This window comes from Sphingomonas sp. BLCC-B65 (assembly GCF_028550675.1).
GTDB lineage: Bacteria > Actinomycetota > Actinomycetes > Actinomycetales > Microbacteriaceae > Microbacterium.
In genome coordinates this window covers 978,928-1,003,458 of sequence record NZ_JAQQGL010000001.1, presented here as the reverse complement: position 1 = coordinate 1,003,458, position 24,531 = coordinate 978,928, and the positions used below count along the sequence as shown (strand labels likewise).

Here is a 24,531-nt window from a genome sequence, read left to right as displayed (position 1 = left end):
GTGATCGACGGCCGGCGCCGGCGTGCCTCGGCATCCCTCTGGAGGGTGTCGACACCGGTGTACGCGGACGCCGTCGCGGCGTGCGAGGATACTCCGGTGCAACGCCTCGTGACCGCCGAACTGGACCTCGATCTCGGGGCTTCCGTCGACCTCATCTTCCAGATCGCCGCGGCCCAGCCGGCGCCCGTTCTGCGGGAGGAACTGACGTTCACGCAGGGTGATCGCGTGTACACGCCCACGGAGATCATCGACCAGTCCGGCAGCCGGCTGCACCGTCTGCTCGGCGAGGCCGGACGCCTCGACGTGCGCTACGAAGCGCTGATCGACGGACAGGTCGCTCAGCGCGCCACGAGTGACCTCGAAGCCATCACCTACCTGCGTCCCAGTCGCTATTGCCAGTCGGACGAGGTGTTCTCGCAGGCGCGCCGCCAGTTCCGCGGCCTGCAGGGGCTCGAGCTGATCACCGCGGTCAGCGAGTTCGTCGCCTCCAGCACGACCTACACGCCGGGTCTGAGCCAGGGCACCGACTCCGCCGTCACCACACTCATGACCGGTCAAGGCGTCTGCCGCGACTACGCGCATGTCGTGATCGCGCTGCTGCGGGCCATGGACATGCCCGCCCGCTACGCCGCGTGCTTCGCTCCCGGCCTTCGCCCCATGGACTTCCACGCCGTCGCCGAGGCCTACCTCGACGGCAGCTGGTACGTCATCGACGCGACCCGCCTCGCCAACCGTCGCTCGCTCGTGCGCATCGCCACCGGTCGCGACGCCGCCGACTGCGCATTCCTCAGCTACCACGGCGGCTACGTGGGCCTGCAGCGCATGCGCGTCGACGCGTGCGTCCTGCCCGACGACGCGGCCGACGCCGAGGCGCAGGATGCCGCCGCCGCGGCATCCGATCCCGCCCTCGACGACTTCGCCGAGCTCGTCCAGCTCGTCTGATCCGCACCGGGTGCCGCCGGGCCGGCGTGCGCAACTCCGCCTGAATCGGCCCCGGCCGCACGGTTGGGCGCCTCGCGCCCTTCTCAGATGGAGTTGTGCACGCGCCCCGGTCCGCGGGCGTGCGGGGGCGGAGCGGGCGGTCGTGCCGTGGCCGCACCGGCTGCCGCCGGGCCGGCGTGCACAACTCCGCCTGAATCCGTGCGGACCGCGGGGTTGGGCTCCCTGCGCCGGTCTGAGATGGAGTTGTGCACGCCATCGGGGATCCCACAGGCCCGCGCGCCGGCGCGGATGCCGAGGGACGCGCGCAGGCTGCGGACAGCGGGCGCCCGTAGACTTGACGGGCTATGAATCCCGATGCCCTCGCCGCCGCCCTCCTCGCCGCCATCGCCCCGCTCGCCGAGGCGCGACGACCCGGCGCGAGCGCCGGGCTGACCGCGGCCGACTTCCCGCTGGAGCGTCCGCGCAACCGTGATCACGGCGACTGGGCGTCCAACGCCGCTTTGAAGCTCGGAAAGGCCGTCGGTGCCAACCCGCGCGAGTTCGCGCAGGAGATCGCCGACGCGCTCGCCGCGACCGACGGCGTAGCCAGTGTCGAGGTCGCCGGGCCGGGGTTCATCAACATCCGCCTCGAGGCGGGAGCAGCCGGCGCCCTGGCGAAGACCATCGTCGACGCCGGCGCGGCCTACGGCACCAACGACAGCCAGCGCGGACAGAGCATCAACCTCGAGTTCGTCAGCGCCAACCCCACCGGGCCCATGCACATCGGGCACACCCGGTGGGCAGCCCTCGGCGACGCGATCGCCCGCGTGCTGCTGGCCAGCGGTGCGACGCTCGTCCGCGAGTTCTACATCAACGACGCGGGAGCGCAGATGGACCGCTTCGGGCGGTCTGTGCTCGCCGCGATCAAGGGTGAACCGACACCCGAGGACGGCTATCCGGGCTCTTACATCGGCGATCTCGCCAGCCGCGTGCGCGCCGAGCTGCCCGGAATTCTCGATCTGTCCGACGACGAGCAGCTGGTGCAGGCGCGTGACCGTGCCTACGCCCTGCAGCTCGCAGATCTGCAGGCGTCGCTCGAGAAGTTCAACGTGCACTTCGACGTCTTCTTCAGCGAGCGCGCGCTGCACGCCCACGGCCCGAACGGCGAGCCCAGCCTCGTCGACGAGGCCGTCGACCGCCTCCGCGCGCAGGGTCACGTGTTCGAGCAGGACGACGCCATCTGGGTGCGCACGACCGACTTCGGCGACGACAAGGACCGCGTCATCCGTCGTTCCAACGGCGAGTACACGTACTTCGCCTCCGACGCCGCGTACTACCTCAACAAGAGCGACCGCGGCTTTGCGCACAAGATCTACCTGCTCGGCGCCGACCACCACGGCTATGTCCACCGGCTCAAGGCGCTCGCCGGTGCCGCCGGCGACGACCCCGACAAGGACATCGAGGTGCTCATCGGCCAGCTCGTGTCGGTCAACGGTGCCCGCCTGTCCAAGCGCGCCGGCAACATCATCGAGCTGGACGACCTCCGCGACTGGCTCGGCACCGACGCGCTGCGGTACTCGCTGGCGCGCTATCCCGCCGATTCGCCACTGACACTCGACCCCGAGATCCTCACGAAGCGCACGAACGACAACCCGGTCTTCTACGTGCAGTACGCACACGCCCGGACGCACAACGTCGCCCGCAACGCCGCCGACTCCGGCGTCGATCGCAGTGTCTTCGCGCCCGAGCTGCTCGACCACGAGAGCGAGTCGGCGCTGCTCGGAGCACTGCAGGAGTTCCCGCGCATCGTGGCCTATGCCGCCGAGGTCCGCGAGCCGCACCGCGTCGCCCGCTATCTCGAAGAGCTCGCGAGCCTCTACCACCGCTGGTACGACAACTGCCGCGTCACGCCGCTGGGCGACGAGCCGGTCACCGACCTGCACCGCACCCGCCTGTGGCTCAACGACGCCACCGGCCAGGTGCTGCGCAACGGCTTGGACATGCTCGGAGTGAGCGCGCCGGAACGGATGTGACGTGAGCGACCAGCACCCCACGCAGCCGCTTCCGGACCCGTCGGCGCGGTGGGTGCTGTCGACGGATGCCGCGGCATCCGCCCCTCCGCGGCGTCGCGGCCGCCGCTGGCCCTGGCTGATCGCCGTGATCGCCGTCGCGGTGCTCGCGGCGGGCGCGTGGTTCGCGGGGGAGTACATCGCCCGCGGCATCGTCGAGCGGACGATCCGCGATCAGATCGTCTCGCGCCTGGACATCCCCGCCGACCAGCACGTCGACGTGGATGTGCGCGGCGCGGTGATCCCGCAGCTGATCGGCGGTCGTCTCGACGACGTCACGGTCTCGGCCGCCGATGTGAGCCTCGGAGCGCTGACCGGCGACGTCGAGGTCCACGCGGCCGGGGTGCCGATCCACGGCGACGCCGCGCTGCAGAGTGCGAACGCGACGGTGCGCCTCGATCAGGATCAGGTTCGTGCCCTGCTGGGCACCGTCGACGGGTTTCCCGCGGATGCCGTGACGGTGGAGGCGCCCGACATCGTGATGTCGACGGAGCTGAAGGCGTTCTCCCTCTCGGTGCCCGTCGGCGTGAGCCTCACACCGTCGGCATCCGGCGGCGATCTCGTTCTCACCCCTCGCACCCTCCGTGTCTCGGGAGCCGAAGTGTCCGCCGATGTGCTGATCGACCAGTTCGGAGCGCTGGCGCGCACCGTGGTGCGCGACTGGAACGTGTGCGTGAGGCAGTACCTGCCGGCCGGGCTCACGCTCACCGCCGTGCGCGTGGACGGCGCGCAGGTGGTCGCCGACATCGCCGTGGACCCGCGGATCACCGTCGATGCCGCCCTGCAGCAGAAGGGCACGTGTAGCTGAGCGAGCGGTGACGGCGGCGCGGGGCGTCTCGACGCGCTGCGCTCGCTCACCGACCGGGGCGCGCTGGCACCGACGGGAGGGCGTCACATACGCGGGCCGGTATGCGGCGGTGCCCTAGACTTCTAGGACTGCCGGGCGTGACGTCACCGACGGCAGCCCGACCCCACACGATTGGTTCCGCACGTGTCCGCCGCCTCCGACCGCCCGCTCGTGCCCGCGTGGCTCGCCGAACCGGCCGACGCCAACGCGCTCGCCCCGCTGGTGTGGCCGTCCTCGGCCGCGCGTGACGACGACGGCCAGCTCGAGATCGCCGGCGTCGGCGTTCGGGACCTGCGCGCGCGGTTCGGCACTCCTGTGTACGTCCTCGACGAGGACGGTGTCCGCTCACGCGCGCGCGAGGTGCGTGACGCCTTCACCGCGGCCGCGGCCCGTCGCGGCGTGCAGGCACGCGTCTACTATGCCGGCAAGGCGTTCCTGTCGACCGAGGTCGTGCGCTGGGTGACCGAAGAGGGCCTCGCGGTCGATGTGGCCACCGGAGGAGAGCTCGCTGTCGCGCTCGCCGCGGGTGCCGATCCGTCCCGCCTGGGTCTGCACGGCAACAACAAGTCGGTCGCCGAACTCGAACGCGCCGTGGAGATCGGCATCGGCTCGATCGTGATCGACTCGCGGATCGAGCTCGAACGACTTGCCGCCATCGTCGAGCGGCGTCTCGCGGACGATGCCTCTCCCCAGGCGGTGCTCGTCCGCGTGAACAGCGGCGTGCACGCGGAGACCCACGATTTCCTGGCGACCGCGCATGAAGACCAGAAGTTCGGCTTCGCTCTGTCCGACGCGCCCGCTGTCGTCGCCCGCATCCGCGAACTGCCGGGCCTGCGCTTCGTCGGCTTGCACTGCCACATCGGCTCCCAGATCTTCGGCACCCGCGGATTCGAGGAGTCCGCTGCGCGTGTGGTCGACCTCCACGCGCAGCTTCTCGCCGGCGGTGAGATCCCGCTGCTCAACCTGGGCGGCGGTTTCGGCATCGCGTACACCTCCGTCGACCAACCCACGCCCATCGCCGACCTCGCCGACGGCATCGTCGAGGCCGTCGCGCGCGAGTGCGAGGTGCGCGGCATCGCGCTGCCGAACCTCGCGTTCGAGCCGGGCCGCACCATCGTCGGACGCGCCGGTGTCACGCTCTACGAAGTCGGCACGGTCAAGCCCGTCCGCGCCAGCGACGAGGTGACCCGTCTCTACGTGAGCGTCGACGGGGGCATGAGCGACAACGCCCGACCGGCGCTGTACGGCGCGCAGTACTCGGCGCGCCTCGCCTCGCGCACGTCGGATGCCGCGCCCGCCCTGTCGCGCGTCGTGGGCCGTCACTGCGAGTCCGGCGACATCGTCGTCGACGCGGAGTACCTGCCCGGCGACATCACACCCGGCGATCTCCTCGCCGTGCCCGCGACCGGCGCATACTGCTTCTCGCTGTCGAGCAACTACAACTACGTGCCCCGTCCGCCGGTCGTCGCCGTGCGGGGCGGCACCGCCCGCGTGATCGTCCGCGGCGAGAGCATCGATGACCTGCTGGCGCGCGATCTGGGGGTCGCGACCCCCGCATCCGCTGAGACGTCCCCGGCCGAGGAGAAGGAATGACCGACTACCGTCGACTGCGCGTGGCCCTGCTCGGAGCCGGAGCCGTCGGATCCCAGGTGGCCGACCTCCTGCGCAAGCACGCCGACGAGCTCTCCGACCGTGCCGGGGCGGCTCTCGAGCTCGTGGGGATCGCCGTACGCAACCCCGACGCTCCGCGCGACGCCGATCTGCCGCGCGAGCTGTTCACCACCGATTCGGAACAGCTGATCGTCGGCGCCGACATCGTCATCGAGCTGATGGGCGGCATCGAGCCCGCGCGCACCGACATTCTGCTCGCGCTGTCGTCGGGCGCCGATGTCGTCACCGCGAACAAGGCGCTGCTGGCCACACACGGCCCCGAGATCTTCGACGCTGCCGACCAGGTGGGCGCCTCCGTCTACTACGAGGCCGCCGCCGCCGGCGCCATCCCGATCATCCGCCCGCTGCGCGATTCGCTGGCCGGCGACCGCGTGCAGCGCATCATGGGCATCGTCAACGGCACGACGAACTACATCCTCGACCGCATGGACACCGAGGGCAGCGAGTTCGCAGACGTCCTCGCCGACGCGCAGCGGCTGGGCTACGCCGAAGCCGATCCCACGGCCGATGTCGAAGGCTTCGACGCGGCTCAGAAGGCCGCCATCCTCGCGTCGCTCGCGTTCCACACGGCCGTGCCCTTGGAAGCGGTGCACCGCGAGGGCATCACCGCCATCGACCGTCAGACGATGGAAGCGGCCCGCCACGCCGGGTACGTCATCAAGCTGCTCGCGGTGTGCGAGCGGATCACGGATGCCGAGGCGAACTCGCCCACCGGCGAAGCCATCTCGGTGCGGGTGTACCCCGCGCTGATTCCGCGCGAGCATCCGCTGGCGAGCGTCCGCGGCGCCAACAATGCGGTGTTCGTGCAGGCCGAGGCCGCGGGAAACCTCATGTTCTACGGTGCGGGCGCCGGTGGCGTCCAGACCGCTTCCGCTGTTCTTGGCGACGTCGTCTCGGCCGCCCGACGCCACATCGCCGGCGGTGTGGGCGTCGGTGAGTCCACGCGCGCGAACCTTCCGGTCGTGCCGATCGGCCGCGTGACGACGCGCTACCAGATCACCCTCGAGGTGTCCGACGAGCCTGGCGTCCTCGCCACCGTCGCCGGCATCCTCAGCGAGGGGCGGGTCTCGATCGCGACGATCGAGCAGACCATCGAACCGACCGACCCGCAGCACAACCTCGTTCCGGTCGAACAGGACGTCGCGGGCATCGCGCGTCTGGTCATCGGCACCCATACGGCACGCGAGCAGGACCTCAGCGACACCGTCGACCGTCTCGCCGCCAGCGGCGTGGTCGACCGGGTCGTGTCGGTTCTGCGCGTCGAAGGCAACTGAACTCGCGGTCGCGGCACCGCAAGAAGGAGACATGGAGATGGCACACGTCTGGCAGGGAGTCCTGCGTGAGTACGCCGATCGACTCGGAGTCGCCGAGACCTCGACGGTCGTGACGCTCGGCGAGGGCGGTACACCGCTCATTCCGGCGGCGGCGCTGTCGCAGCAGACCGGCGCGAACGTCTTCATCAAGTTCGAGGGCATGAATCCGACGGGCTCCTTCAAAGACCGCGGCATGACGGTGGCCCTCTCTCGCGCCGTCGAGCACGGCGCGAAGGCCGTCATCTGCGCGTCGACCGGCAACACCTCGGCATCCGCTGCCGCCTACGCGGCGCACGCGGGCATCACGGCAGCGGTGCTCGTGCCGGAGGGCAAGATCGCGATGGGCAAGCTCAGCCAGGCGGTCGTCCACGGCGGCCGGCTGATCCAGGTGCGCGGCAACTTCGACGACTGTCTGGAGATCGCGCGAGAGCTGGCGGACAACTACCCCGTCCACCTCGTCAACTCGGTCAACCCCGACCGCATCGAGGGGCAGAAGACGGCCGCCTACGAGGTCGTCTCTCAGCTCGGCGACGCGCCCGACTTCCACCTCATCCCGGTGGGCAACGCCGGCAACTACACGGCGTACTCGCGCGGTTACCGCGAAGAGGCCGCACGCGGCGTCGCGACCAAGGTGCCGCGGATGTTCGGCTTCCAGGCAGACGGTTCGGCGCCGCTCGTGCGCGGCGAGGTCGTCCGTAACCCCGAGACGATCGCCTCGGCCATCCGTATCGGCAACCCGGCGTCGTGGGAGCTCGCCCTCGAAGCGCGCGACGCGACGCAGGGCTGGTTCGGCGCGATCGACGACGCGCGCATCCTCGCGGCCCAGAAGCTGCTCGCCAGCACGGCCGGCGTCTTCGTGGAGCCGGCGTCGGCCATCGGCGTTGCGGGCCTGCTCGACCGTGCCGCCGCGGGCGTCATCCCCGCGGGCGCCACGGTCGTCATCACGGTCACCGGACACGGTCTGAAGGACCCCCAGTGGGCCCTGCGCAACGCCGATGGCACCGAGGTCGAGCCCACGGTGGTCGATGCGACCACCAGTGAGGTCGCGTCCGTCCTCGACCTGGCATGACCACCCTCGCTTCCGTGGAACGCTCCGTCGCGGTCCGTGTACCCGCCACGAGTGCCAACCTCGGTCCCGGGTTCGACACTCTGGGCCTCGCTCTGAGCTCGTATGACGAACTCACCGTCACCGCTCTGCCGGAGCGTGGACTGGAGATTCTCGTGTCGGGCGAGGGGGCGGCCGATGTCCCGACCGATGCTTCGCACCTGGTCGTGCGCTCGATGGCCTACGCCTTCGAGGCCGTCGGGCGCGAGATGCCCGGCATCCGTCTGGAGGCGCACAACACGATTCCGCACGGGCGGGGCATGGGATCGTCGGGTGCCGCCGTCGTCGCGGGTCTGCTCGCGGCGAAGGGCCTGCTCGCCGGCGAGGTCGAGATCGGCCCCGATGCGCTGCTGCGCCTCGCGACCGAGCTCGAAGGACATCCCGACAACGTCGCTCCCGCGCTGTTCGGCGGACTGACGATCGCGTGGATGGACGAGAACGGTCCGCAACACAAGAAGCTCCTCGTGCACCGCGGCGTCTCGCCGCTCGTGTTCGTTCCCGATTTCACGATGTCGACCGCCGTCGCCCGAGGTCTCGCACCCCTTCAGGTGCCTCGTGAGGATGCCGTGTTCAACGTCTCTCGCTCTGCGCTGCTGATCGCAGCCCTCACGCAGAGCCCGGAGCTGCTGATGGCCGCCACCGAGGACAAACTGCACCAGTCGTACCGCGCGCAGGCGATGCCGGCGACCGATCAGCTCGTCCGCGCGCTGCGGGCACGCGGCTTCGCCGCCGTCGTCTCCGGCGCAGGGCCCAGCGTGCTCGTGCTCGCGGACGGCCCGGGTCAGCGTCTGGAGGCGGCGGAGGTCGCGGCATCCGTGACGGACACCCCGTGGGAGCCGCGTATGCTCGCCGTCGACGTCAAGGGTGGTACAGTGAGGAACCATACGGAGGGTGCCACGGCGTGACCGTGAATCTGGCCTCCGTCGCAATTCTGCGAACCACCGCATAACCCTCACGTTGCACCATCGCGCGTCTGAGCTAAGACGTGCATGCGCGCACGAGAGCGGTAGCGCCTGTCGTGGACGGCGCGATGCGGACGGTATCCGTCCACATGCCTACGAAGGAGAACTCGTGGAGTCCCTCTCCGAGATCCAGACCGAGAACACCGAGAACGTCGAGGGCGCGCAGTCCGCCGGCGCCGAGGAGACCACCGCCGACGAGACCACCGCTGCCGCAGAGGAGTCGGCTGCCGAGGCCGTCCAGACCGAGGCGCCCGACGTGGAGGTGCCTTCGGATGCCGAAGCACCCGCCGCGGCGGAGCCCGAGGCCGCCGCGGAGCCCGAGGCCGCGGCGGAGCCTGCGGCGGCCGAGCCGGCTGCCGCGGAGGTCGAGCCCACGGCCGAGCCCACCGCCCCTGAGGCCGAGCCCGTCGCTGCGGAGGCACCGGCTGTCGCCGAGGAGAAGCCCGCGAAGGCTCCCCGCAAGCGTGCGCCGCGCCGCGCGAAGAGCACCGATGTCCCGCCGGCCGAGCCGGCCGCGGACGAGGCTGCTGCCGACGTGACCGAGGGCTCGACCGCAGAACCCGTCGCCGCGACGCCGACGACCGCCGACGAGGCTCCCGCCGCCGAGACCGCGCCCGAGAGCGCCGAGAGCGACACGAGCGCCGCCGTGGCGGAGACCGCAGACACCGCCGAGACGGCCGAGACCGAGGGCGCCGCCGCCGACGCGTCGGCCACCGCGGAGGGCGCGTCGGAGACCGAAACCCCCAGCCGCAGCCGCTCGCGCAGCCGCAGCCGCAGCCGCAACCGCGGGCAGCGCGGTGAGAACGGCCAGGGCGCGCAGAACGCTCAGGGCAATGCGTCGCCCGCCGCCGCCTCCGACGAGAGCGCCGACAGCGACGACGAGCAGTCCCAGGGCCGCGGCCGCCAGCGCAACAAGCGTCGGGGCCCGGCGCAGAACGGCGACGAGTTCGAGACCGAGATCGGCGAGGACGACGTCCTCATCCCGATCGCCGGCATCCTCGACGTCCTCGACAACTACGCCTTCGTGCGCACGACCGGCTACCTGCCGGGTGCGAGCGACGTCTACGTCTCGCTCGGCCAGGTCAAGAAGTACAACCTGCGCAAGGGCGACGCCGTCGTCGGCGCCATCAAGCAGCCGCGCGAGGGCGAGCAGTCCAGCCGCCAGAAGTACAACGCGCTCGTGAAGGTCGACGCCATCAACGGGCTGTCGGTCGACGACGCCGCCGAGCGTGTCGAGTTCGGCAAGCTCACGCCGTTGTACCCGCAGGAGCGCCTGCGCCTGGAGACGGCGCCCGAGAAGCTCACGCAGCGCATCATCGACCTGGTCGCCCCCATCGGCAAGGGCCAGCGCGGCCTGATCGTCGCGCCCCCCAAAGCCGGCAAGACGATCGTGCTGCAGCAGATCGCGAACGCGATCGCGACGAACAACCCCGAGGTCCACCTCATGGTCGTGCTCGTGGACGAGCGTCCCGAAGAGGTCACCGACATGCAGCGGACGGTCAAGGGCGAAGTCATCGCCTCGACCTTCGACCGTCCCGCCGAAGATCACACCACGGTCGCTGAGCTGGCCATCGAGCGCGCGAAGCGACTCGTCGAGCTCGGCCGCGACGTCGTCGTGCTGCTCGACTCGATCACGCGACTGGGGCGCGCGTACAACATCTCCGCGCCCACCAGCGGTCGCGTGCTCAGCGGCGGCGTGGACGCGTCGGCGCTCTACCCGCCCAAGCGGTTCTTCGGCGCGGCCCGCAACATCGAGAACGGCGGGTCGCTGACCATTCTCGCCACCGCGCTCGTGGAGACCGGCTCCAAGATGGACGAGGTCATCTTCGAGGAGTTCAAGGGCACCGGCAACAGCGAGCTGCGCCTGTCGCGCCAGCTGGCCGACAAGCGGATCTTCCCGGCCGTCGACGTCAACGCGTCCTCGACCCGCCGCGAAGAGATGCTGCTGAACCCGGACGAGGTCAAGATCACCTGGAAGCTGCGTCGCGCCCTCGCCGGCCTCGACCCGCAGCAGGCCCTCGAGGTGGTGCTCGGCAAGCTCAAGGAGACGAGCTCCAACGTCGAGTTCCTCTACCAGATGCAGAACGTGCAGATGAAGTCGGTGTCCACGGCCGGCGGCGGCCACAGCCACGGGCACGAGAACAGCATCCGCTGAGCGGGCTCGCTGTGTTCGAGTCCGTCCAGGCGCTGATCGACGAGCACCGCGCGGTTCAGGAGGAGCTCTCCGACCCCGCGGTGCACGCCGATGCTGCGCGCGCCAAGCGCGTCAATCGTCGCTACGCCGAGCTGTCCCGGATCGTCGCTGCCCACGATGCGTGGCGAGCGGCGGACGACGACCTCGCGGCGGCGCGTGAGCTCGCCCGTGAGGACGACGCCTTCGCCGAGGAGATTCCGGCGCTCGAAGATCGGGTCGCTGCAGCGCAGGAGAAACTGCGGCGCCTGCTCATCCCGCGCGATCCGGACGATGCGCGCGATGTCATCCTCGAGGTCAAGGCGGGGGAGGGCGGAGCCGAGTCGGCGCTGTTCGCGGCCGATCTGCTGCGGATGTATCTGCAGTACGCGGCATCCATGGGCTGGAAGACCGAGCTGCTGGAGCGCAACGAGTCCGACCTCGGGGGCTACAAAGACGTCCAGGTCGCGATCAAGGGTTCCTCCAGCGACCCGGCGCAGGGTGTCTGGGCGCACTTGAAGTACGAGGGAGGGGTGCACCGCGTGCAGCGTGTGCCCGCCACCGAGTCGCAGGGCCGGATCCACACCTCGACGACGGGCGTGCTCGTCTTTCCCGAGGTCGATGAGCCCGAAGAGGTGCAGATCGATCCCAACGACCTGAAGATCGACGTGTTCCGCTCCTCCGGTCCCGGCGGCCAGTCGGTCAATACGACCGACTCCGCGGTGCGCATCACCCACCTGCCCACCGGCATCGTCGTGTCGATGCAGAACGAGAAGAGCCAGCTGCAGAACCGCGAGGCCGGCATGCGCGTGCTCCGCGCCCGCCTGCTCGCCAAGCAGCAGGAGGAGCGGGATGCCGCGGCATCCGATGCCCGTCGTTCGCAGATCCGGGGGATGGACCGTTCGGAGCGCATCCGCACGTACAACTTCCCCGAGAACCGCATCGCGGACCACCGCACGGGCTACAAGGCCTACAACCTCGATCAGGTGATGGACGGGGCGCTCGGCCCGCTCATCGAGTCGGCGATCGCCGCCGACGAAGAGGCGCGACTCGCGGCGCTGGGCGCCGACTGACCCCCGCGGACGGATCGAGGCTCCGAGGGGCGCTACGCTCGCGTCATGATCACGTTCCTGCTGCGAGCCGTCGTCTTTCTCGCCTCCGCTGCGGTCGGCCTCATCGTCGCCGACATCGTGCTGCCGGGCTTCAGCATCGATTGGCGCAGCCCGGTGGGGTTCATTCTCGCGATCGTCATCTTCGCCGTGCTGCAGAGCGTCCTCGCGCCGTGGTTGGCCCGGGTGGCGCAGCGAAACGCTCCCGCCTTCCTGGGAGGCATCGGGATCGTCTCGACCTTCGTCGCGCTGGTGATCACAGCGCTCATCCCCGGCGCCGGACTCACCATCGGCCTCCCGTGGTGGACCTGGATCGTCGCGCCGATGATCGTCTGGGTCGTCACCGCGATCGCGGCGTTCCTGCTGCCGGCTGTGCTGCTGAAGAAGAAGGTCCAGGACCGACGCGAGAGCTGAGGCGCCGGGTCCGGCGGTGGTGGCGGCGCGGTGGTCCTCGTCCCACTTTCGGTGACCGTTGTCCCCTTTGCTGCGGCGAGTGTCCCGGAAGGTGCTGTTGTGGCGGCGTGTCGCCAGCGTTTTGTGGGACATGGACGGCGGGCCGGCGTCCGCCACCACCGGCATCCGCACCGTCACCGTTACTCGGCACCCCACGCCGCCACCCGTAGCAGCGGCCATCACCCGCATCGCCACCCGGCGCGCGTCTCAGATGAAGTACTCGGGCGTCGTCAGCAGCGCGCGCGTCTCTTCCCCCGCGCGGCGGGAGCGAGCCGTGGCGGGGACGCCGACCAGCACGGAATCCGCGGGAGCATCGCGAGTGACCACGGCATTGGCGCCGACGACCGAGCCGGCGCCGATCGTGATCGGGCCGAGGATCTTCGCTCCCGCGCCGACCGCGACGCCGTCACCGAGGGTGGGGTGCCGCTTACCGGCGTCGCGTGTACGTCCGCCCAGCGTCACGCCGTGGTAGAGCATCACGTCGTCGCCGATCTCGGCGGTCTCACCGATCACCACGCCCATGCCGTGATCGATGAAGAAGCGGCGGCCGATCGTCGCGCCGGGGTGGATCTCCACTCCCGTCACCCACCGCGCCGTCTGGGAGAGAGCCCGCGCGGCGAAGCGCCACCCGCGACGCCACAGCGCGTGCGCGACGCGGTAGATCCAGATGGCGTGCAGACCGGAGTACAGAACCGCGATCTCCGCTGCGCCGCGGGCTGCGGGGTCTCTCAGCTTCGCGGCCGCGATGTCTTCACGGACGCGTGCGAAGGCCCCGAGCCGCGGCGCAGCGGTATCGGTAGAGGTGCCACTCACGCGGGGGATCAGTCCTCGCGCAGGTGCTCGTAGAGCGCGGTGGAGAGGTAGCGCTCGCCGAAGGAGGGGATGATCACGACGATGTTCTTGCCCTCGGCCTCCGGACGCGCGGCGATCTGCAGGGCTGCCCAGATGGCGGCGCCCGACGAGATGCCGACCAGGATCCCCTCGGTGGTCGCCACCTCTCGTGCCACGCGGATGGCGTCGTCGAACTCGACATCCACGACCTCGTCGATCACGCCCTGGTCGAGGATCTCCGGAATGAAGTTGGGACCGATGCCCTGGATCTTGTGGGGTCCGGGGGTTCCCTTGGTCAACAGCGGGGAGTCGGCGGGCTCGACGGCGATGACCTTCGCCTCGGGCACGCGCTCCTTGAGGACCTGGCCGACACCCGTGATGGTTCCGCCGGTGCCGATGCCGGCGACGAAGTAGCCGATCTCCCCGTCGGTGTCGCGGAGGATCTCCTCCGCCGTCGTCTTGCGGTGGATGGCGGGGTTCGCCTCGTTCGCGAACTGCTTGGCCAGGACCGCGCCCGGCGTGGCGGCGGCGATCTCCTCGGCCTTCGCGACCGCGCCCTTCATCCCGAGTGCGGGCTCGGTGAGCACGAGCTCCGCTCCGTATGCCTTCAGGAGCATGCGGCGCTCGACCGACATCGATGCCGGCATCGTGAGGATGACCTTGTAGCCGCGTGCGGCGCCGACCATCGCCAGTGCGATGCCGGTGTTGCCGCTCGTGCCCTCGACGATCGTGCCGCCGGGCTGCAGTGCACCGGAGGCTTCGGCCGCATCGACGATGGCGATGCCCAGACGGTCCTTCACGGAGGACGCGGGGTTGTAGAACTCGAGCTTGGCGAGCACCGTGCCGGGCAGGCCCTCGCTGATGCGGTTCAGGCGCACCAGTGGGGTGTTGCCGAATGCGCTCGTGATGTCGGAGTGGATGCCGGACATGGCTTGCCTTTCGTGCGGGGCGGGTGTCGCCGGGTCGCGCGTTCGTGCGCGCCCTCGTCAGCGTGTCGAACCAGCCTAAGCGTCGCCTGTATTCCCGAGTCGAATGTGACGAATCTTCACGGTGGGTGCGGGGCTCCCGCGGCGGGGCCGAGCGCTCGCGGCTAGGGTGGAGAAGCTGATGACCTCTCCGCCTGTCTCCGGCCCGCCTGCCGACCTGTCCGCGCTGCTGCGCGCCGCGTCGGCGACCCTCGCCGCCGCGGGCGTCCCCACGCCCGACGTCGATGCCGAGTTGCTCGCCGCCCATGTGCTCTCCCTTACGCGGGGTGAACTGCTCGCCGCTGCTCTGCGCGGCGACCGGGCTCCGGACGATACCGCGGCGTTCGACGAGCTCATCCGCCGCCGTGCGACGAGGGAGCCTCTCCAGCACCTCATCGGCGTCGCTCCGTTCCGCCATCTGGAACTGCGCGTCGGGCCCGGGGTGTTCGTCCCGCGTCCCGAGACGGAGATGGTCGCCCAACTCGCGATCGACGCGTTGCGTGCCGTGCCGGATGCCGCGCCCATCGCCGTCGACCTCGGGACGGGATCCGGGGCGATCGCCCTGGCAATGGCGACCGAGGTTCCGCACGCGCGCGTGCACGCCGCCGAGAACGCCGTCGACGCGTATGTCTGGGCGAAGGAGAACTTCGCGGCCCACGCCCCCCAGGCGCGACTCGCGTTCATCGACCTCGCCGATGCCTTCCGCGAACTCGACGGCACGGTCGCGGTGCTGGTGTCCAATCCGCCCTACGTTCCCGATGCCGCCATCCCGCGTGACCCGGAGGTACGACACTGGGACCCTCCGAGCGCCCTCTACGGCGGAGCGGACGGCCTGGACGTCGTCCGAGTGCTCTCCGAGGTCGGTCTGCGCCTGCTGCGTTCCGGCGGAACGCTCGTGATCGAGCATGGCGAGTGGCAAGGAGCGCCCATCCGTGCTCTCCTGGATGCGGCCGGGTGGCGGGCCTGCGCCACACATCCCGACCTCACCCTCCGCGACCGTGCGACGACGGCCATCCGTCCCTGACCGCTCCCGTCGCTGAGCGCGTCGAGCCGCTCGAAACGTAGACTGGTGGGGATATGTCTGAGTTCTTCGACGCACGCGACGCCGAGCAGCTGCTTCCCGGGCTGCGCAAGGCGCGCCAGGCCATCGGTCGCGGCGAGCTCATCGTGATGCCGACCGACACGGTCTACGGCATCGCCGCAGACGCCTTCAGTGCGAGCGCGGTCGCCGCGCTCCTGGCCGCGAAGGGCCGCGGGAGGCAGTCGCCACCGCCGGTGCTCGTCGCCGGTCTGTCGACCATGCGCGCGCTCGTCGCAGAGGTCCCGGCCCCGGTCGAACGCCTCGTCGAGGAATTCTGGCCCGGCGGACTGACGATCGTGCTGCCGTCGCAGCCCTCGCTGTCGTGGGATCTGGGAGACACGCACGGCACCGTCGCGGTGCGCATGCCCGCCGATCGCATCGCGCTCGAGCTGTTGGAGGACTGCGGGCCGCTCGCGGTCTCCAGCGCCAACCTCACGGGCAAGGCCGCGGCCGTCGACGCGCACAACGCCTACAACATGCTGCGTGACAGTGTCGCGGTGTATCTGGACGGCGGCCCCTCCGCGCACGGCGTCGCTTCGACGATCGTGGACGCGACCGGACTGGTCGGCGCCGGCGATCGTCCCGTCCGGGTCCTGCGTGAGGGCGCCGTGTCGCGCGCGCGCCTGCGCGAGGTGCTCGGTGACCTGCTCGAACCCGATCCCGAACCGCTCGACGACGCCTCCGCGTCATGAGGTTCTACCTGCTCACCGTCCTGCTGACGGGCGCGGCGACGCTCGCCTTCACGTGGGCGGTGTGGCGGATCGGCATGCGCTTCAAGCTCTATCCCGAGATCCGCGAGCGCGACGTGCACACCACACCCAAGCCGCGCGTCGGCGGCGTCGCGATGTTCCTCGGCGTGCTCGTCGCCTTCGCGCTGTCGTCGCAGATCCCGTACTTCTCCATCTTCTGGGCCGATCCCGCCGTGATCTGGTCGCTGCTGGGCGCCTCCGCACTGATCGTCGTCGTGGGCGTCGCCGATGACCTCTTCGACCTGGACTGGATGATCAAGCTCGGGGCGCAGTTCCTGGCCGCCGGCATCGTCGTCGGCTTCGGCGGCATCCAGATCTTCTTCATCCCGTTCGGCCAGCAGTTCGTCGTGTCGAGCTTCGCCAGCTTCGCGATGTCGGTCGTGGCGATCGTCATCGTGATGAACGCGGTCAACTTCATCGACGGCCTCGACGGTCTCGTCGCCGGCGTCGCGCTCATCTCCAACGCCGTCTTCTTCGTCTACTCGTATCTCGTCGCCCGCGATACCGGCGCGTCGAGTTACTCGAGCCTGGCATCGTTCATCGCCGTCGCGCTGATCGGCGTGTGCATCGGGTTCCTTCCCCTCAACTGGAATCCGTCGAAGCTGTTCATGGGCGACTCCGGAGCGCTGCTGCTCGGCCTTCTCATGGCGTCGTCGGCGATCGTGTTCACGGGCAACCTGCCGCCGGCGCTGCTGGGCGACAACGACGTGTTCGGGCGTTCGCAGCTGCTCGGCGCGTTCATCCCGATCCTGCTGCCGGTCGTGGTGGTCCTCCTGCCGCTGCTCGACTTCGGGATGGCGATCGTGCGTCGCATGGCTCGCGGCAAGTCGCCGTTCTCGCCCGACCGCAAGCACCTGCACCACCGCATGCTCGACATGGGACACAGCGATCGTGATGCGGTGCTCATCTTCTACGCGTGGACCGCGGTCGTCTCGGTGGGCGTGCTGCTCATGTACATCGGCACGACCCAGGGGTGGCCGGGCGATTACACGGTCGGCGTGGTCTTCGTCCTCATCGGCGTCGCGGCCTGCCTCGTCGTCACCCTGCAGCCGTCCGTGCGTCCGCCCGCGTCACCGACCGGTGCCGCCACGTTGTCCGATCCGACACCGAGGAATCCATGACCTCCCTCTCCAGCACCCCCGTCCTGCGCACCACACTGCTGTGGTCGGCCGCGGCCACGGCCGCGCTCGCGGTGGCCGGCGCGATCATCGGATTCGCCGTCGCCGGCGCCTCCGGGCTGTGGAGTGCGATCATCGCCATCGTCCTCGCCGCCGTGTTCCTCGGCTTCACCGCGGGGACCATACTGATCGCGAACCGGTGGTACGGCGACGCGCTCTACGTGCCGATCTTCTTCGGCGCCGTCATGGGCGGCTGGCTCCTGAAGTTCGTCGTCTTCCTGGTCGTGCTGTTCCTGCTGAGGGGACAGCCGTGGCTCAACCCCGGAGTCTTCTTCGTGGCGCTGGTGGTCAGTGTGGTCGCTTCCCTCGTCATCGACGCGGTCGTCATGACCCGGATGCGCATCCCTGCCGTCAGCGACGTGACGCTGCCCACCCTTGCGGATATCGCCGACGAGGCGCGTCAGCCGGCACCGCCGGAGGAGGGGGATGCCGCGAGCGGTCCGTCGCACGCGGACGATAATGCCCCGCGGGGCTGATAGGCTGTCTCTGCGCCCGTTCGCGCTCCGCGAAACGCGTGCGCAGTGACGCTCACACCGACCATCGTCGCACCGGATCACTCCGGTGCCCCGAAGCTGGAGCCAGCGCTGTTTACCCAAGCTGCGACACTGATCGCCAAGACCGCCGAAGACGGCGGCTTCCACGGCCCGTCCATCGATGAGTTCTTCCCGGACGTCCTTTTCAGCGTCCTGGGTGTCCCGGTCACGCGGATCCACCTCATCCAGTTCATCGCGACGATCGGTCTCGTGCTCTTCCTGTGGCTCGGCACTCGCCGCATGCGCGTGGTTCCGGGCCGGTTCCAGAGCATCGCGGAGATGGGCCTCGACTTCGTGCGGGTCAACATCGCCGAAGACCTGCTGGGCAAGAAGGACGGCCAGCGATTCCTGCCGATCCTGACGACCATGTTCTTCATGATCCTGTTCTTCAACATCACAGGAATCATCCCGTTCATGAACCTGGCGGGTACGAGCATCATCGCCGTCCCGCTCATGCTGGCGGTCATCAGCTACGTCACGTTCATCTACGCCGGGATCAAGAAGAGCCCGAAGAACTTCTTCAAGAACGCACTGTTCCCCTCGGGCGTGCCCCCGTTCCTGTACATCATCGTCACGCCGCTCGAGTTCCTCTCGACGTTCATCATCCGACCCGTCACCCTGACGCTGCGACTGCTGATGAACATGATCGTCGGACACCTGATGCTCGTCCTGTTCTTCTCAGCGACGCAGTTCTTCCTCATCACCCTCGGTGGCTGGTGGTCGGCTCTGGCGGCGGGTTCGCTCGCCTTCGGTCTCGCCTTCACGCTGTTCGAGATCCTGGTGGCCTTCCTCCAGGCGTACGTCTTCACCATCCTCACCGCGGTCTACATCCAGCTCGCGGTCGCAGAAGAGCACTGAGCGGGAGCGGCTTCCGCCTCTCCCACCCAACCCCGAAAGGAAACACCCCGTGGACGCAATTACGGTTCTCGCCGAGCTCAAGGGCAACGTCGCGACGATGGGCTACGGCCTCGCCGCCATCGGCCCCGCCATCGGCGTGGGCATCGTCGTCGGCAAGACGATCGAGGGCGTCGCCCGTCAGCCCGAGCTGGCCGGTCGCCTGCAGGTCCTGATGTGGATCGGTATCGCCTTCACCGAGGCGCTCGCCTTCATCGGCATCGCCGCCGGCTTCATCTTCGTCTGATCACCCGCACCAGTTCTTAAGGAGACAGGATGCGCAATCTTGTCGCGTACGCCGCGGAAGAGTCGGGTCACAACCCGCTCATCCCCGCCTGGTACGACATCATCTGGTCGGGTGTCTGCTTCATCGTCATCCTCATCGTTGTGTGGAAGGTCGCCCTCCCCAAGATGAAGGTGCTGCTGGATCAGCGCGCCGCCGCCATCGAAGGCAACATCGCGAAGGCCGACGAGGCCCAGCGAAAGGCCGAAGCCGCTCTTGAGGAGTACACGGCACAGCTCGCCGAGGCTCGCAAGGAGGCCGGCGAGATCCGTGACGCCGCTCGCGAGGACGGCAAGAAGATCGTCGCCGAGGCCAGAGAGACGGCATCCGCCGAGGCCGCGCGCCTCACCGCCACCGCGCACACGCAGATCGAGGCGGAGCGTCAGTCGGCGCTCGTGTCGCTGCGCAGCGAGGTCGGCACCCTGGCGCTCGACCTGGCCGGCGGTGTCATCGGCGAGTCGCTGACCGACGACGCCAAGGCGAAGGGCGTCGTGGACCGCTTCCTCGCAGACCTCGAGAAGGCGAAGTAATGGGCAGCGCGACCACTCAGGCACTGGCGACGACCACGGCGGAGCTGACGACGGCGAACGTGGGGGACCTCGCGGTCGCTCGCGAGCTGTTCTCGGCCGCGCGCGAGATCGCCGACTCGGCGCAGCTGAGCGGCGCGCTCTCCTCGTGGGGTGCGCCCGCAGAGGCGCGCGCACAGGTCGCCAAGGTCGTCTTCGCCGGGTACAGCCCCGTCGCGGTCCAGCTGCTGACCTCGGCCGTCTCGCAGCGCTGGTCGTCCACGACGGATCTGATCTCCGGCATCGAGGAACTCGCGATCCGCGCCGCTGCGATCGGCTCACCCGCGACCGACGTCGAGGGCGAGCTGTTCCAGATCGCCCGCCTGGTTGCGGCGAACCCGGAGCTCGAGCTCGCGCTCGGCAGCCGCCTGGGCGATGCCGCTGCGAAGGGCGAGCTCATCGAGAAGCTCCTCGGCGGACGCGCGGGTGAGGCGACGGTGCTCATCGCGTCCCAGCTCGTGCAGCAGCCCCGGGAGCGCCGCGTGCGCTTCCTTCTGAACCGCGCGCTGCAGCTGGTCGCCGACCAGCGTGGCAAGAAGGTCGCGACCGTGCGGGTGGCGGGCCCGCTGGATGCCGCGCAGCAGGAGCGCCTCGCGGGCGCGCTCAGCACCCGATACGGCGCCGACGTCACGGTCAACGTGGTCGTCGATCCCGAGGTGCTCGGCGGTATGCGCGTGGAGATCGGCGACGACGTCATCGACGGCACCGTCTCCTCTCGAATCAACGACTTGCGCCAGCGCCTCGCTGGCTAGAACAGAAGGAACACCATGGCAGATCTGACCATCAGCCCCGACGTCATCCGTGACGCGCTGAAAGACTTCGTCGCCGCTTACGAGCCCACCGGCGCCGCCGCCACCGAGGTCGGCACGGTCGTCGACGCCGCCGACGGCATCGCCCACGTCGAGGGTCTTCCCGGCGTCATGGCCAATGAGCTCGTGCGGTTCGAGAACGGCGTCGAGGGTCTGGCGCTGAACCTGGACGAGAACGAGATCGGTGTCGTCGTGCTCGGCGAGTTCTCCGGCATCGAGGCAGGCCAGAAGGTCACCCGCTCCGGCGAGGTTCTCTCCGTCGCCGTCGGCGATGGCTACCTCGGGCGCGTCGTCGACCCGCTGGGCAACCCCATCGACGGCCTCGGCGAGATCGCGACCGAGGGCCGCCGCGCCCTCGAGCTGCAGGCCCCCGGCGTCATGCAGCGTAAGAGCGTGCACGAGCCCATGCAGACCGGCATCAAGGCCATCGATGCGATGATCCCCATCGGACGTGGCCAGCGTCAGCTGATCATCGGCGACCGCCAGACCGGCAAGACCGCGATCGCGATCGACACGATCATCAACCAGAAGGCCAACTGGGAGTCGGGCGACGTCAACAAGCAGGTGCGCTGCATCTACGTCGCGATCGGTCAGAAGGGCTCGACGATCGCCTCCGTCAAGGGTGCGCTCGAGGATGCCGGTGCGATGGAGTACACGACGATCGTCGCGGCCCCGGCATCCGACCCGGCCGGCTTCAAGTACCTCGCCCCGTACACCGGCTCGGCCATCGGTCAGCACTGGATGTACGGCGGCAAGCACGTCCTGATCATCTTCGACGACCTGTCGAAGCAGGCCGAGGCCTACCGTGCCGTGTCGCTGCTGCTGCGCCGCCCGCCGGGCCGCGAGGCGTACCCCGGTGACGTCTTCTACCTCCACTCGCGTCTGCTGGAGCGTTGCGCCAAGCTGAGCGACGAGCTGGGCGCGGGATCGATGACGGGTCTGCCCATCATCGAGACCAAGGCCAACGACGTCTCGGCGTACATCCCGACCAACGTGATCTCCATCACGGACGGCCAGATCTTCCTGCAGTCCGACCTGTTCAACGCCAACCAGCGCCCCGCGGTCGACGTGGGTATCTCGGTCTCTCGCGTCGGCGGTGACGCCCAGGTGAAGTCGATCAAGAAGGTCTCCGGAACGCTCAAGCTCGAGCTGGCCCAGTACCGCTCGCTCGAGGCGTTCGCGATGTTCGCCTCCGACCTGGACGCGGCCTCGCGCCGCCAGCTTGAGCGTGGTGCCCGTCTGACCGAGCTGCTCAAGCAGCCCCAGTACGACCCGTACCCCGTCGAGGAGCAGGTCGTGTCGATCTGGGCCGGCACCAACGGCAAGCTCGACACGATCGCGGTCGAGGATGTGCTCCGTTTCGAGCGCGACCTTCTCGACTACCTCAAGCGCAACACGACCATCCTGGACACGCTGCGTGACACCAACGTGCTCGACGACGCCACCGTCGCAGAGCTCACCAAGGTCACCGACGAGTTCATCCTGGAGTTCCAGGGCGGCAAGGGCCAGGCGATCAACAAGCCGGGTCACGAAGAGGTCGCCGCCGCGCACGAGGAGGACGTGAACCAGGAGCAGATCGTCAAGGGTCGTCGCGGCTGAGGCCGGACGCAATCTGAGACCGAGAACTCATGGGAGCACAACTCAGGGTCTACAAGCAGAAGATCGCTTCTGCTCAGACGACCAAGAAGATCACGAAGGCGATGGAACTCATCGCGGCTTCGCGCATCCAGAAGGCGATGGCGCGCGTGCGCGCATCCTCGCCCTTCGCGCGGGCCGTGACGCGAGCCGTCTCCGCCGTGGCGACGCATTCGAACGTGCAGCACCCGCTGACGACCGAGCGCGAGACGATCCGCCGGTCGGCGGTCGTCATCTTCGCCTCGGACCGGGGCCTGGCGGGCGCGTTCAACTCGCAGATCCTGCGCGAGGGGCTGCAGCTCGGCGAGCTGCTGCGTTCGCAGGGCAAGGAGGTCGAGTACTTCCTCGTCGGGCGCAAGGCAGTGGGCTACTTCCAGTTCCGTCGGATGGCATCGGCAGGGGAGTGGGTGGGTGACACCGACACGCCGCACTTCAACACGGCGGAGCAGATCGCCGGCGCCCTTCTGGACGCCTACGACCGCGGCGGCCGGGAGCAGGGCGGCGTCGACGAGATCCACCTCGTGTTCAACCGCTTCGTCAGCATGATGACGCAGGAGCCGCAGACCGTGCGTCTGCTGCCCCTGGAAGTCGTCGAGGCCGACGAGGTCGTCGAGTCCGCCGGAGCGAGCAGTCAGGTCTATCCGCTGTACGAGTTCGAGCCCAGCCCCGAGGTCGTGCTCGATGCGCTGCTGCCGGTGTACGTGCAGAGCCGCGTGTTCAACGCGCTTCTGCAGTCGTCGGCCGCCAAGCACGCTGCGACCCAGAAGGCGATGAAGAGCGCCAGCGACAACGCCGACAAGCTCATCACCGACTACACCCGCCTGCGCAACAACGCGCGTCAGGCCGAGATCACTCAGCAGATCGCCGAGATCGTCGGCGGCGCCGACGCGCTGGCGTCCGGCAAGTAACGACCACACCGAAAGAGACAGACAATGACTGCCACCGCCACCGCCGATAAGGCCGAGACGACGGTCGTCGGGCGCGTTGCACGCGTCACCGGCCCGGTCGTCGACATCGAGTTCCCGCACGATGCGATCCCCGACATCTACAACGCGCTGAAGACGACCATCACGATCGGCGACGAGTCGACCGAGATCACGCTCGAGGTCGCACAGCACCTCGGCGACGACCTGGTGCGCGCCATCTCGCTCAAGCCCACCGACGGCATGGTCCGCGGTCAGGAAGTGCGCGACACCGGCGGCCCCATCACGGTTCCCGTCGGCGACGTCACCAAGGGCAAGGTCTTCAACGTCACCGGTGACGTGCTGAACGCCGCCCCCGGTGAGACCATCGAGGTCACCGAGCGCTGGGGCATCCACCGCCAGGCGCCGAACTTCGACCAGCTCGAGTCGAAGACCGAGATGTTCGAGACCGGCATCAAGTCCATCGACCTGCTCACCCCTTACGTCCAGGGTGGAAAGATCGGCCTGTTCGGCGGCGCCGGCGTCGGCAAGACCGTCCTGATCCAGGAGATGATCCAGCGCGTCGCTCAGGACCACGGCGGCGTGTCGGTGTTCGCCGGTGTCGGTGAGCGCACCCGTGAGGGCAACGACCTGATCGGCGAGATGGAGGAGGCGGGAGTCTTCGACAAGACGGCCCTCGTCTTCGGCCAGATGGACGAGCCGCCGGGGACGCGTCTGCGTGTCGCTCTGTCGGCCCTCACGATGGCGGAGTACTTCCGCGACGTGCAGAAGCAGGACGTGCTGCTGTTCATCGACAACATCTTCCGCTTCACCCAGGCCGGCTCGGAGGTCTCGACGCTGCTCGGCCGTATGCCGTCCGCCGTGGGCTACCAGCCCAACCTGGCCGATGAGATGGGTGTGCTCCAGGAGCGCATCACCTCGACCCGCGGTCACTCGATCACCTCGCTGCAGGCGATCTACGTCCCGGCCGACGACTACACCGACCCGGCCCCGGCGACGACGTTCGCCCACCTCGACGCGACGACCGAGCTTTCGCGCGAGATCGCGTCGAAGGGTCTGTACCCCGCCATCGACCCGCTGACGTCGACTAGCCGGATCCTCGACCCCCGTTACATCGGTGAGGACCACTACCGCGTGGCCACTGCGGTCAAGCAGATCCTCCAGAAGAACAAGGAACTGCAGGAGATCATCGCCATCCTGGGTGTCGACGAGCTCTCCGAAGAGGACAAGATCGTCGTGTCGCGCGCACGCCGCATTCAGCAGTTCCTCTCGCAGAACACCTACATGGCGAAGAAGTTCACCGGTGTGGAAGGCTCCACGGTTCCGATCAAGGAGACCATCGAGTCCTTCGACGCGATCGTGAAGGGTGACTTCGACCACGTCGCCGAGCAGGCGTTCTTCAACGTCGGCGGCATCTCCGACGTCGAGGAGAAGTGGGCGAAGATCCAGAAGGAGAACAGCTGA

The 24,531-nt window shown here is 69.1% G+C and carries 22 protein-coding genes and 1 pseudogene; 21 read left to right on the top strand and 2 right to left on the bottom strand.

What is annotated here, in order from left to right:
- The first annotated feature begins 96 nt into the window (after positions 1-96).
- From PP359_RS04915 to PP359_RS04870, 10 genes are all read left to right on the top strand, one after another.
- The gene (locus PP359_RS04915; protein ID WP_039414698.1) at positions 97-942 is read left to right on the top strand and encodes a transglutaminase-like domain-containing protein; all 846 of its coding nucleotides are present in this window, start codon (positions 97-99) and stop codon (positions 940-942) included.
- A gap of 344 nt (positions 943-1,286) precedes the next feature.
- Positions 1,287-2,954, top strand: coding sequence for an arginine--tRNA ligase (locus PP359_RS04910; RefSeq protein WP_036319900.1), 1,668 nt, complete (start codon positions 1,287-1,289; stop codon positions 2,952-2,954).
- 1 nt (position 2,955) lies between these two features.
- The gene (locus PP359_RS04905) at positions 2,956-3,798 is read left to right on the top strand and encodes an LmeA family phospholipid-binding protein (RefSeq protein WP_499250011.1); all 843 of its coding nucleotides are present in this window, start codon (positions 2,956-2,958) and stop codon (positions 3,796-3,798) included.
- Positions 3,799-3,981: 183 nt separating this feature from the next.
- Complete coding sequence (lysA, locus tag PP359_RS04900; RefSeq protein ID WP_499250010.1) at positions 3,982-5,430, top strand: diaminopimelate decarboxylase; 1,449 nt, start codon at positions 3,982-3,984, stop codon at positions 5,428-5,430.
- Entirely contained in the window at positions 5,427-6,782 is a 1,356-nt protein-coding gene (locus tag PP359_RS04895; protein ID WP_499250009.1) for a homoserine dehydrogenase, read from the top strand. Before lysA ends, PP359_RS04895 begins: the two co-directional genes overlap by 4 nt.
- Positions 6,783-6,813: 31 nt before the next feature.
- Positions 6,814-7,890: a threonine synthase gene (thrC, locus tag PP359_RS04890; RefSeq protein ID WP_499250008.1), complete on the top strand. Its 1,077-nt coding sequence runs from the start codon at positions 6,814-6,816 to the stop codon at positions 7,888-7,890.
- Between the two features lie 14 nt (positions 7,891-7,904).
- Positions 7,905-8,831 carry a homoserine kinase gene (thrB, locus tag PP359_RS04885; protein ID WP_499250007.1) on the top strand — a complete coding sequence of 309 codons (927 nt, stop codon included), beginning with the start codon at positions 7,905-7,907 and terminating at the stop codon, positions 8,829-8,831.
- A gap of 166 nt (positions 8,832-8,997) precedes the next feature.
- Entirely contained in the window at positions 8,998-11,043 is a 2,046-nt protein-coding gene (gene rho / locus PP359_RS04880; RefSeq protein WP_499250006.1) for a transcription termination factor Rho, read from the top strand.
- An 11-nt stretch (positions 11,044-11,054) separates the two neighbouring features.
- Positions 11,055-12,131 carry a peptide chain release factor 1 gene (gene prfA / locus PP359_RS04875; RefSeq protein ID WP_499250005.1) on the top strand — a complete coding sequence of 359 codons (1,077 nt, stop codon included), beginning with the start codon at positions 11,055-11,057 and terminating at the stop codon, positions 12,129-12,131.
- A 45-nt stretch (positions 12,132-12,176) separates the two neighbouring features.
- Positions 12,177-12,581: a hypothetical protein gene (locus PP359_RS04870; RefSeq protein ID WP_499250004.1), complete on the top strand. Its 405-nt coding sequence runs from the start codon at positions 12,177-12,179 to the stop codon at positions 12,579-12,581.
- A gap of 246 nt (positions 12,582-12,827) precedes the next feature.
- Here PP359_RS04870 and epsC read toward each other — a convergent pair whose 3' ends face one another.
- Complete coding sequence (gene epsC / locus PP359_RS04865) at positions 12,828-13,433, bottom strand: serine O-acetyltransferase EpsC (RefSeq protein WP_499250003.1); 606 nt, start codon at positions 13,431-13,433, stop codon at positions 12,828-12,830.
- An 8-nt stretch (positions 13,434-13,441) separates the two neighbouring features.
- Positions 13,442-14,380 (bottom strand): cysteine synthase A, encoded by a 939-nt coding sequence (cysK, locus tag PP359_RS04860; protein ID WP_036317977.1) that lies wholly within the window; start codon positions 14,378-14,380, stop codon positions 13,442-13,444.
- 178 nt (positions 14,381-14,558) lie between these two features.
- Between cysK and prmC the strand changes: the two genes are divergently transcribed.
- The 11 genes and pseudogenes from prmC to atpD all read left to right on the top strand — a co-directional run bounded on the left by prmC (position 14,559) and on the right by atpD (position 24,531).
- Positions 14,559-15,440, top strand: a complete 882-nt coding sequence (prmC, locus tag PP359_RS04855) for a peptide chain release factor N(5)-glutamine methyltransferase (RefSeq protein WP_112932663.1) — start codon at positions 14,559-14,561, stop codon at positions 15,438-15,440.
- A 53-nt stretch (positions 15,441-15,493) separates the two neighbouring features.
- Positions 15,494-16,189, top strand: a complete 696-nt coding sequence (locus tag PP359_RS04850) for an L-threonylcarbamoyladenylate synthase (RefSeq protein ID WP_499250002.1) — start codon at positions 15,494-15,496, stop codon at positions 16,187-16,189.
- Positions 16,186-17,367 carry an MraY family glycosyltransferase gene (locus tag PP359_RS04845; RefSeq protein WP_112932665.1) on the top strand — a complete coding sequence of 394 codons (1,182 nt, stop codon included), beginning with the start codon at positions 16,186-16,188 and terminating at the stop codon, positions 17,365-17,367. Before PP359_RS04850 ends, PP359_RS04845 begins: the two co-directional genes overlap by 4 nt.
- Positions 17,364-17,900 carry a Cg1360 family ATP-synthase-associated protein gene (locus tag PP359_RS04840; RefSeq protein WP_294980470.1) on the top strand — a complete coding sequence of 179 codons (537 nt, stop codon included), beginning with the start codon at positions 17,364-17,366 and terminating at the stop codon, positions 17,898-17,900. The genes PP359_RS04845 and PP359_RS04840 overlap by 4 nt, the downstream gene beginning before the upstream one ends.
- Positions 17,901-17,945: 45 nt before the next feature.
- Entirely contained in the window at positions 17,946-18,815 is an 870-nt protein-coding gene (atpB, locus tag PP359_RS04835; protein ID WP_112932667.1) for a F0F1 ATP synthase subunit A, read from the top strand.
- A gap of 49 nt (positions 18,816-18,864) precedes the next feature.
- Positions 18,865-19,098: an ATP synthase F0 subunit C gene (atpE, locus tag PP359_RS04830; protein ID WP_005048632.1), complete on the top strand. Its 234-nt coding sequence runs from the start codon at positions 18,865-18,867 to the stop codon at positions 19,096-19,098.
- A 29-nt stretch (positions 19,099-19,127) separates the two neighbouring features.
- Positions 19,128-19,664, top strand: coding sequence for a F0F1 ATP synthase subunit B (locus PP359_RS04825; RefSeq protein WP_294980474.1), 537 nt, complete (start codon positions 19,128-19,130; stop codon positions 19,662-19,664).
- Positions 19,664-20,452 carry a F0F1 ATP synthase subunit delta gene (locus PP359_RS04820; protein ID WP_036317401.1) on the top strand — a complete coding sequence of 263 codons (789 nt, stop codon included), beginning with the start codon at positions 19,664-19,666 and terminating at the stop codon, positions 20,450-20,452. Before PP359_RS04825 ends, PP359_RS04820 begins: the two co-directional genes overlap by 1 nt.
- Positions 20,453-20,467: 15 nt before the next feature.
- A pseudogene (atpA, locus tag PP359_RS04815) lies at positions 20,468-22,000 on the top strand (F0F1 ATP synthase subunit alpha); the annotation flags it as partial.
- A gap of 137 nt (positions 22,001-22,137) precedes the next feature.
- Entirely contained in the window at positions 22,138-23,052 is a 915-nt protein-coding gene (locus tag PP359_RS04810; protein ID WP_499250001.1) for a F0F1 ATP synthase subunit gamma, read from the top strand.
- A 24-nt stretch (positions 23,053-23,076) separates the two neighbouring features.
- The gene (gene atpD, locus PP359_RS04805) at positions 23,077-24,531 is read left to right on the top strand and encodes a F0F1 ATP synthase subunit beta (protein WP_294946553.1); all 1,455 of its coding nucleotides are present in this window, start codon (positions 23,077-23,079) and stop codon (positions 24,529-24,531) included.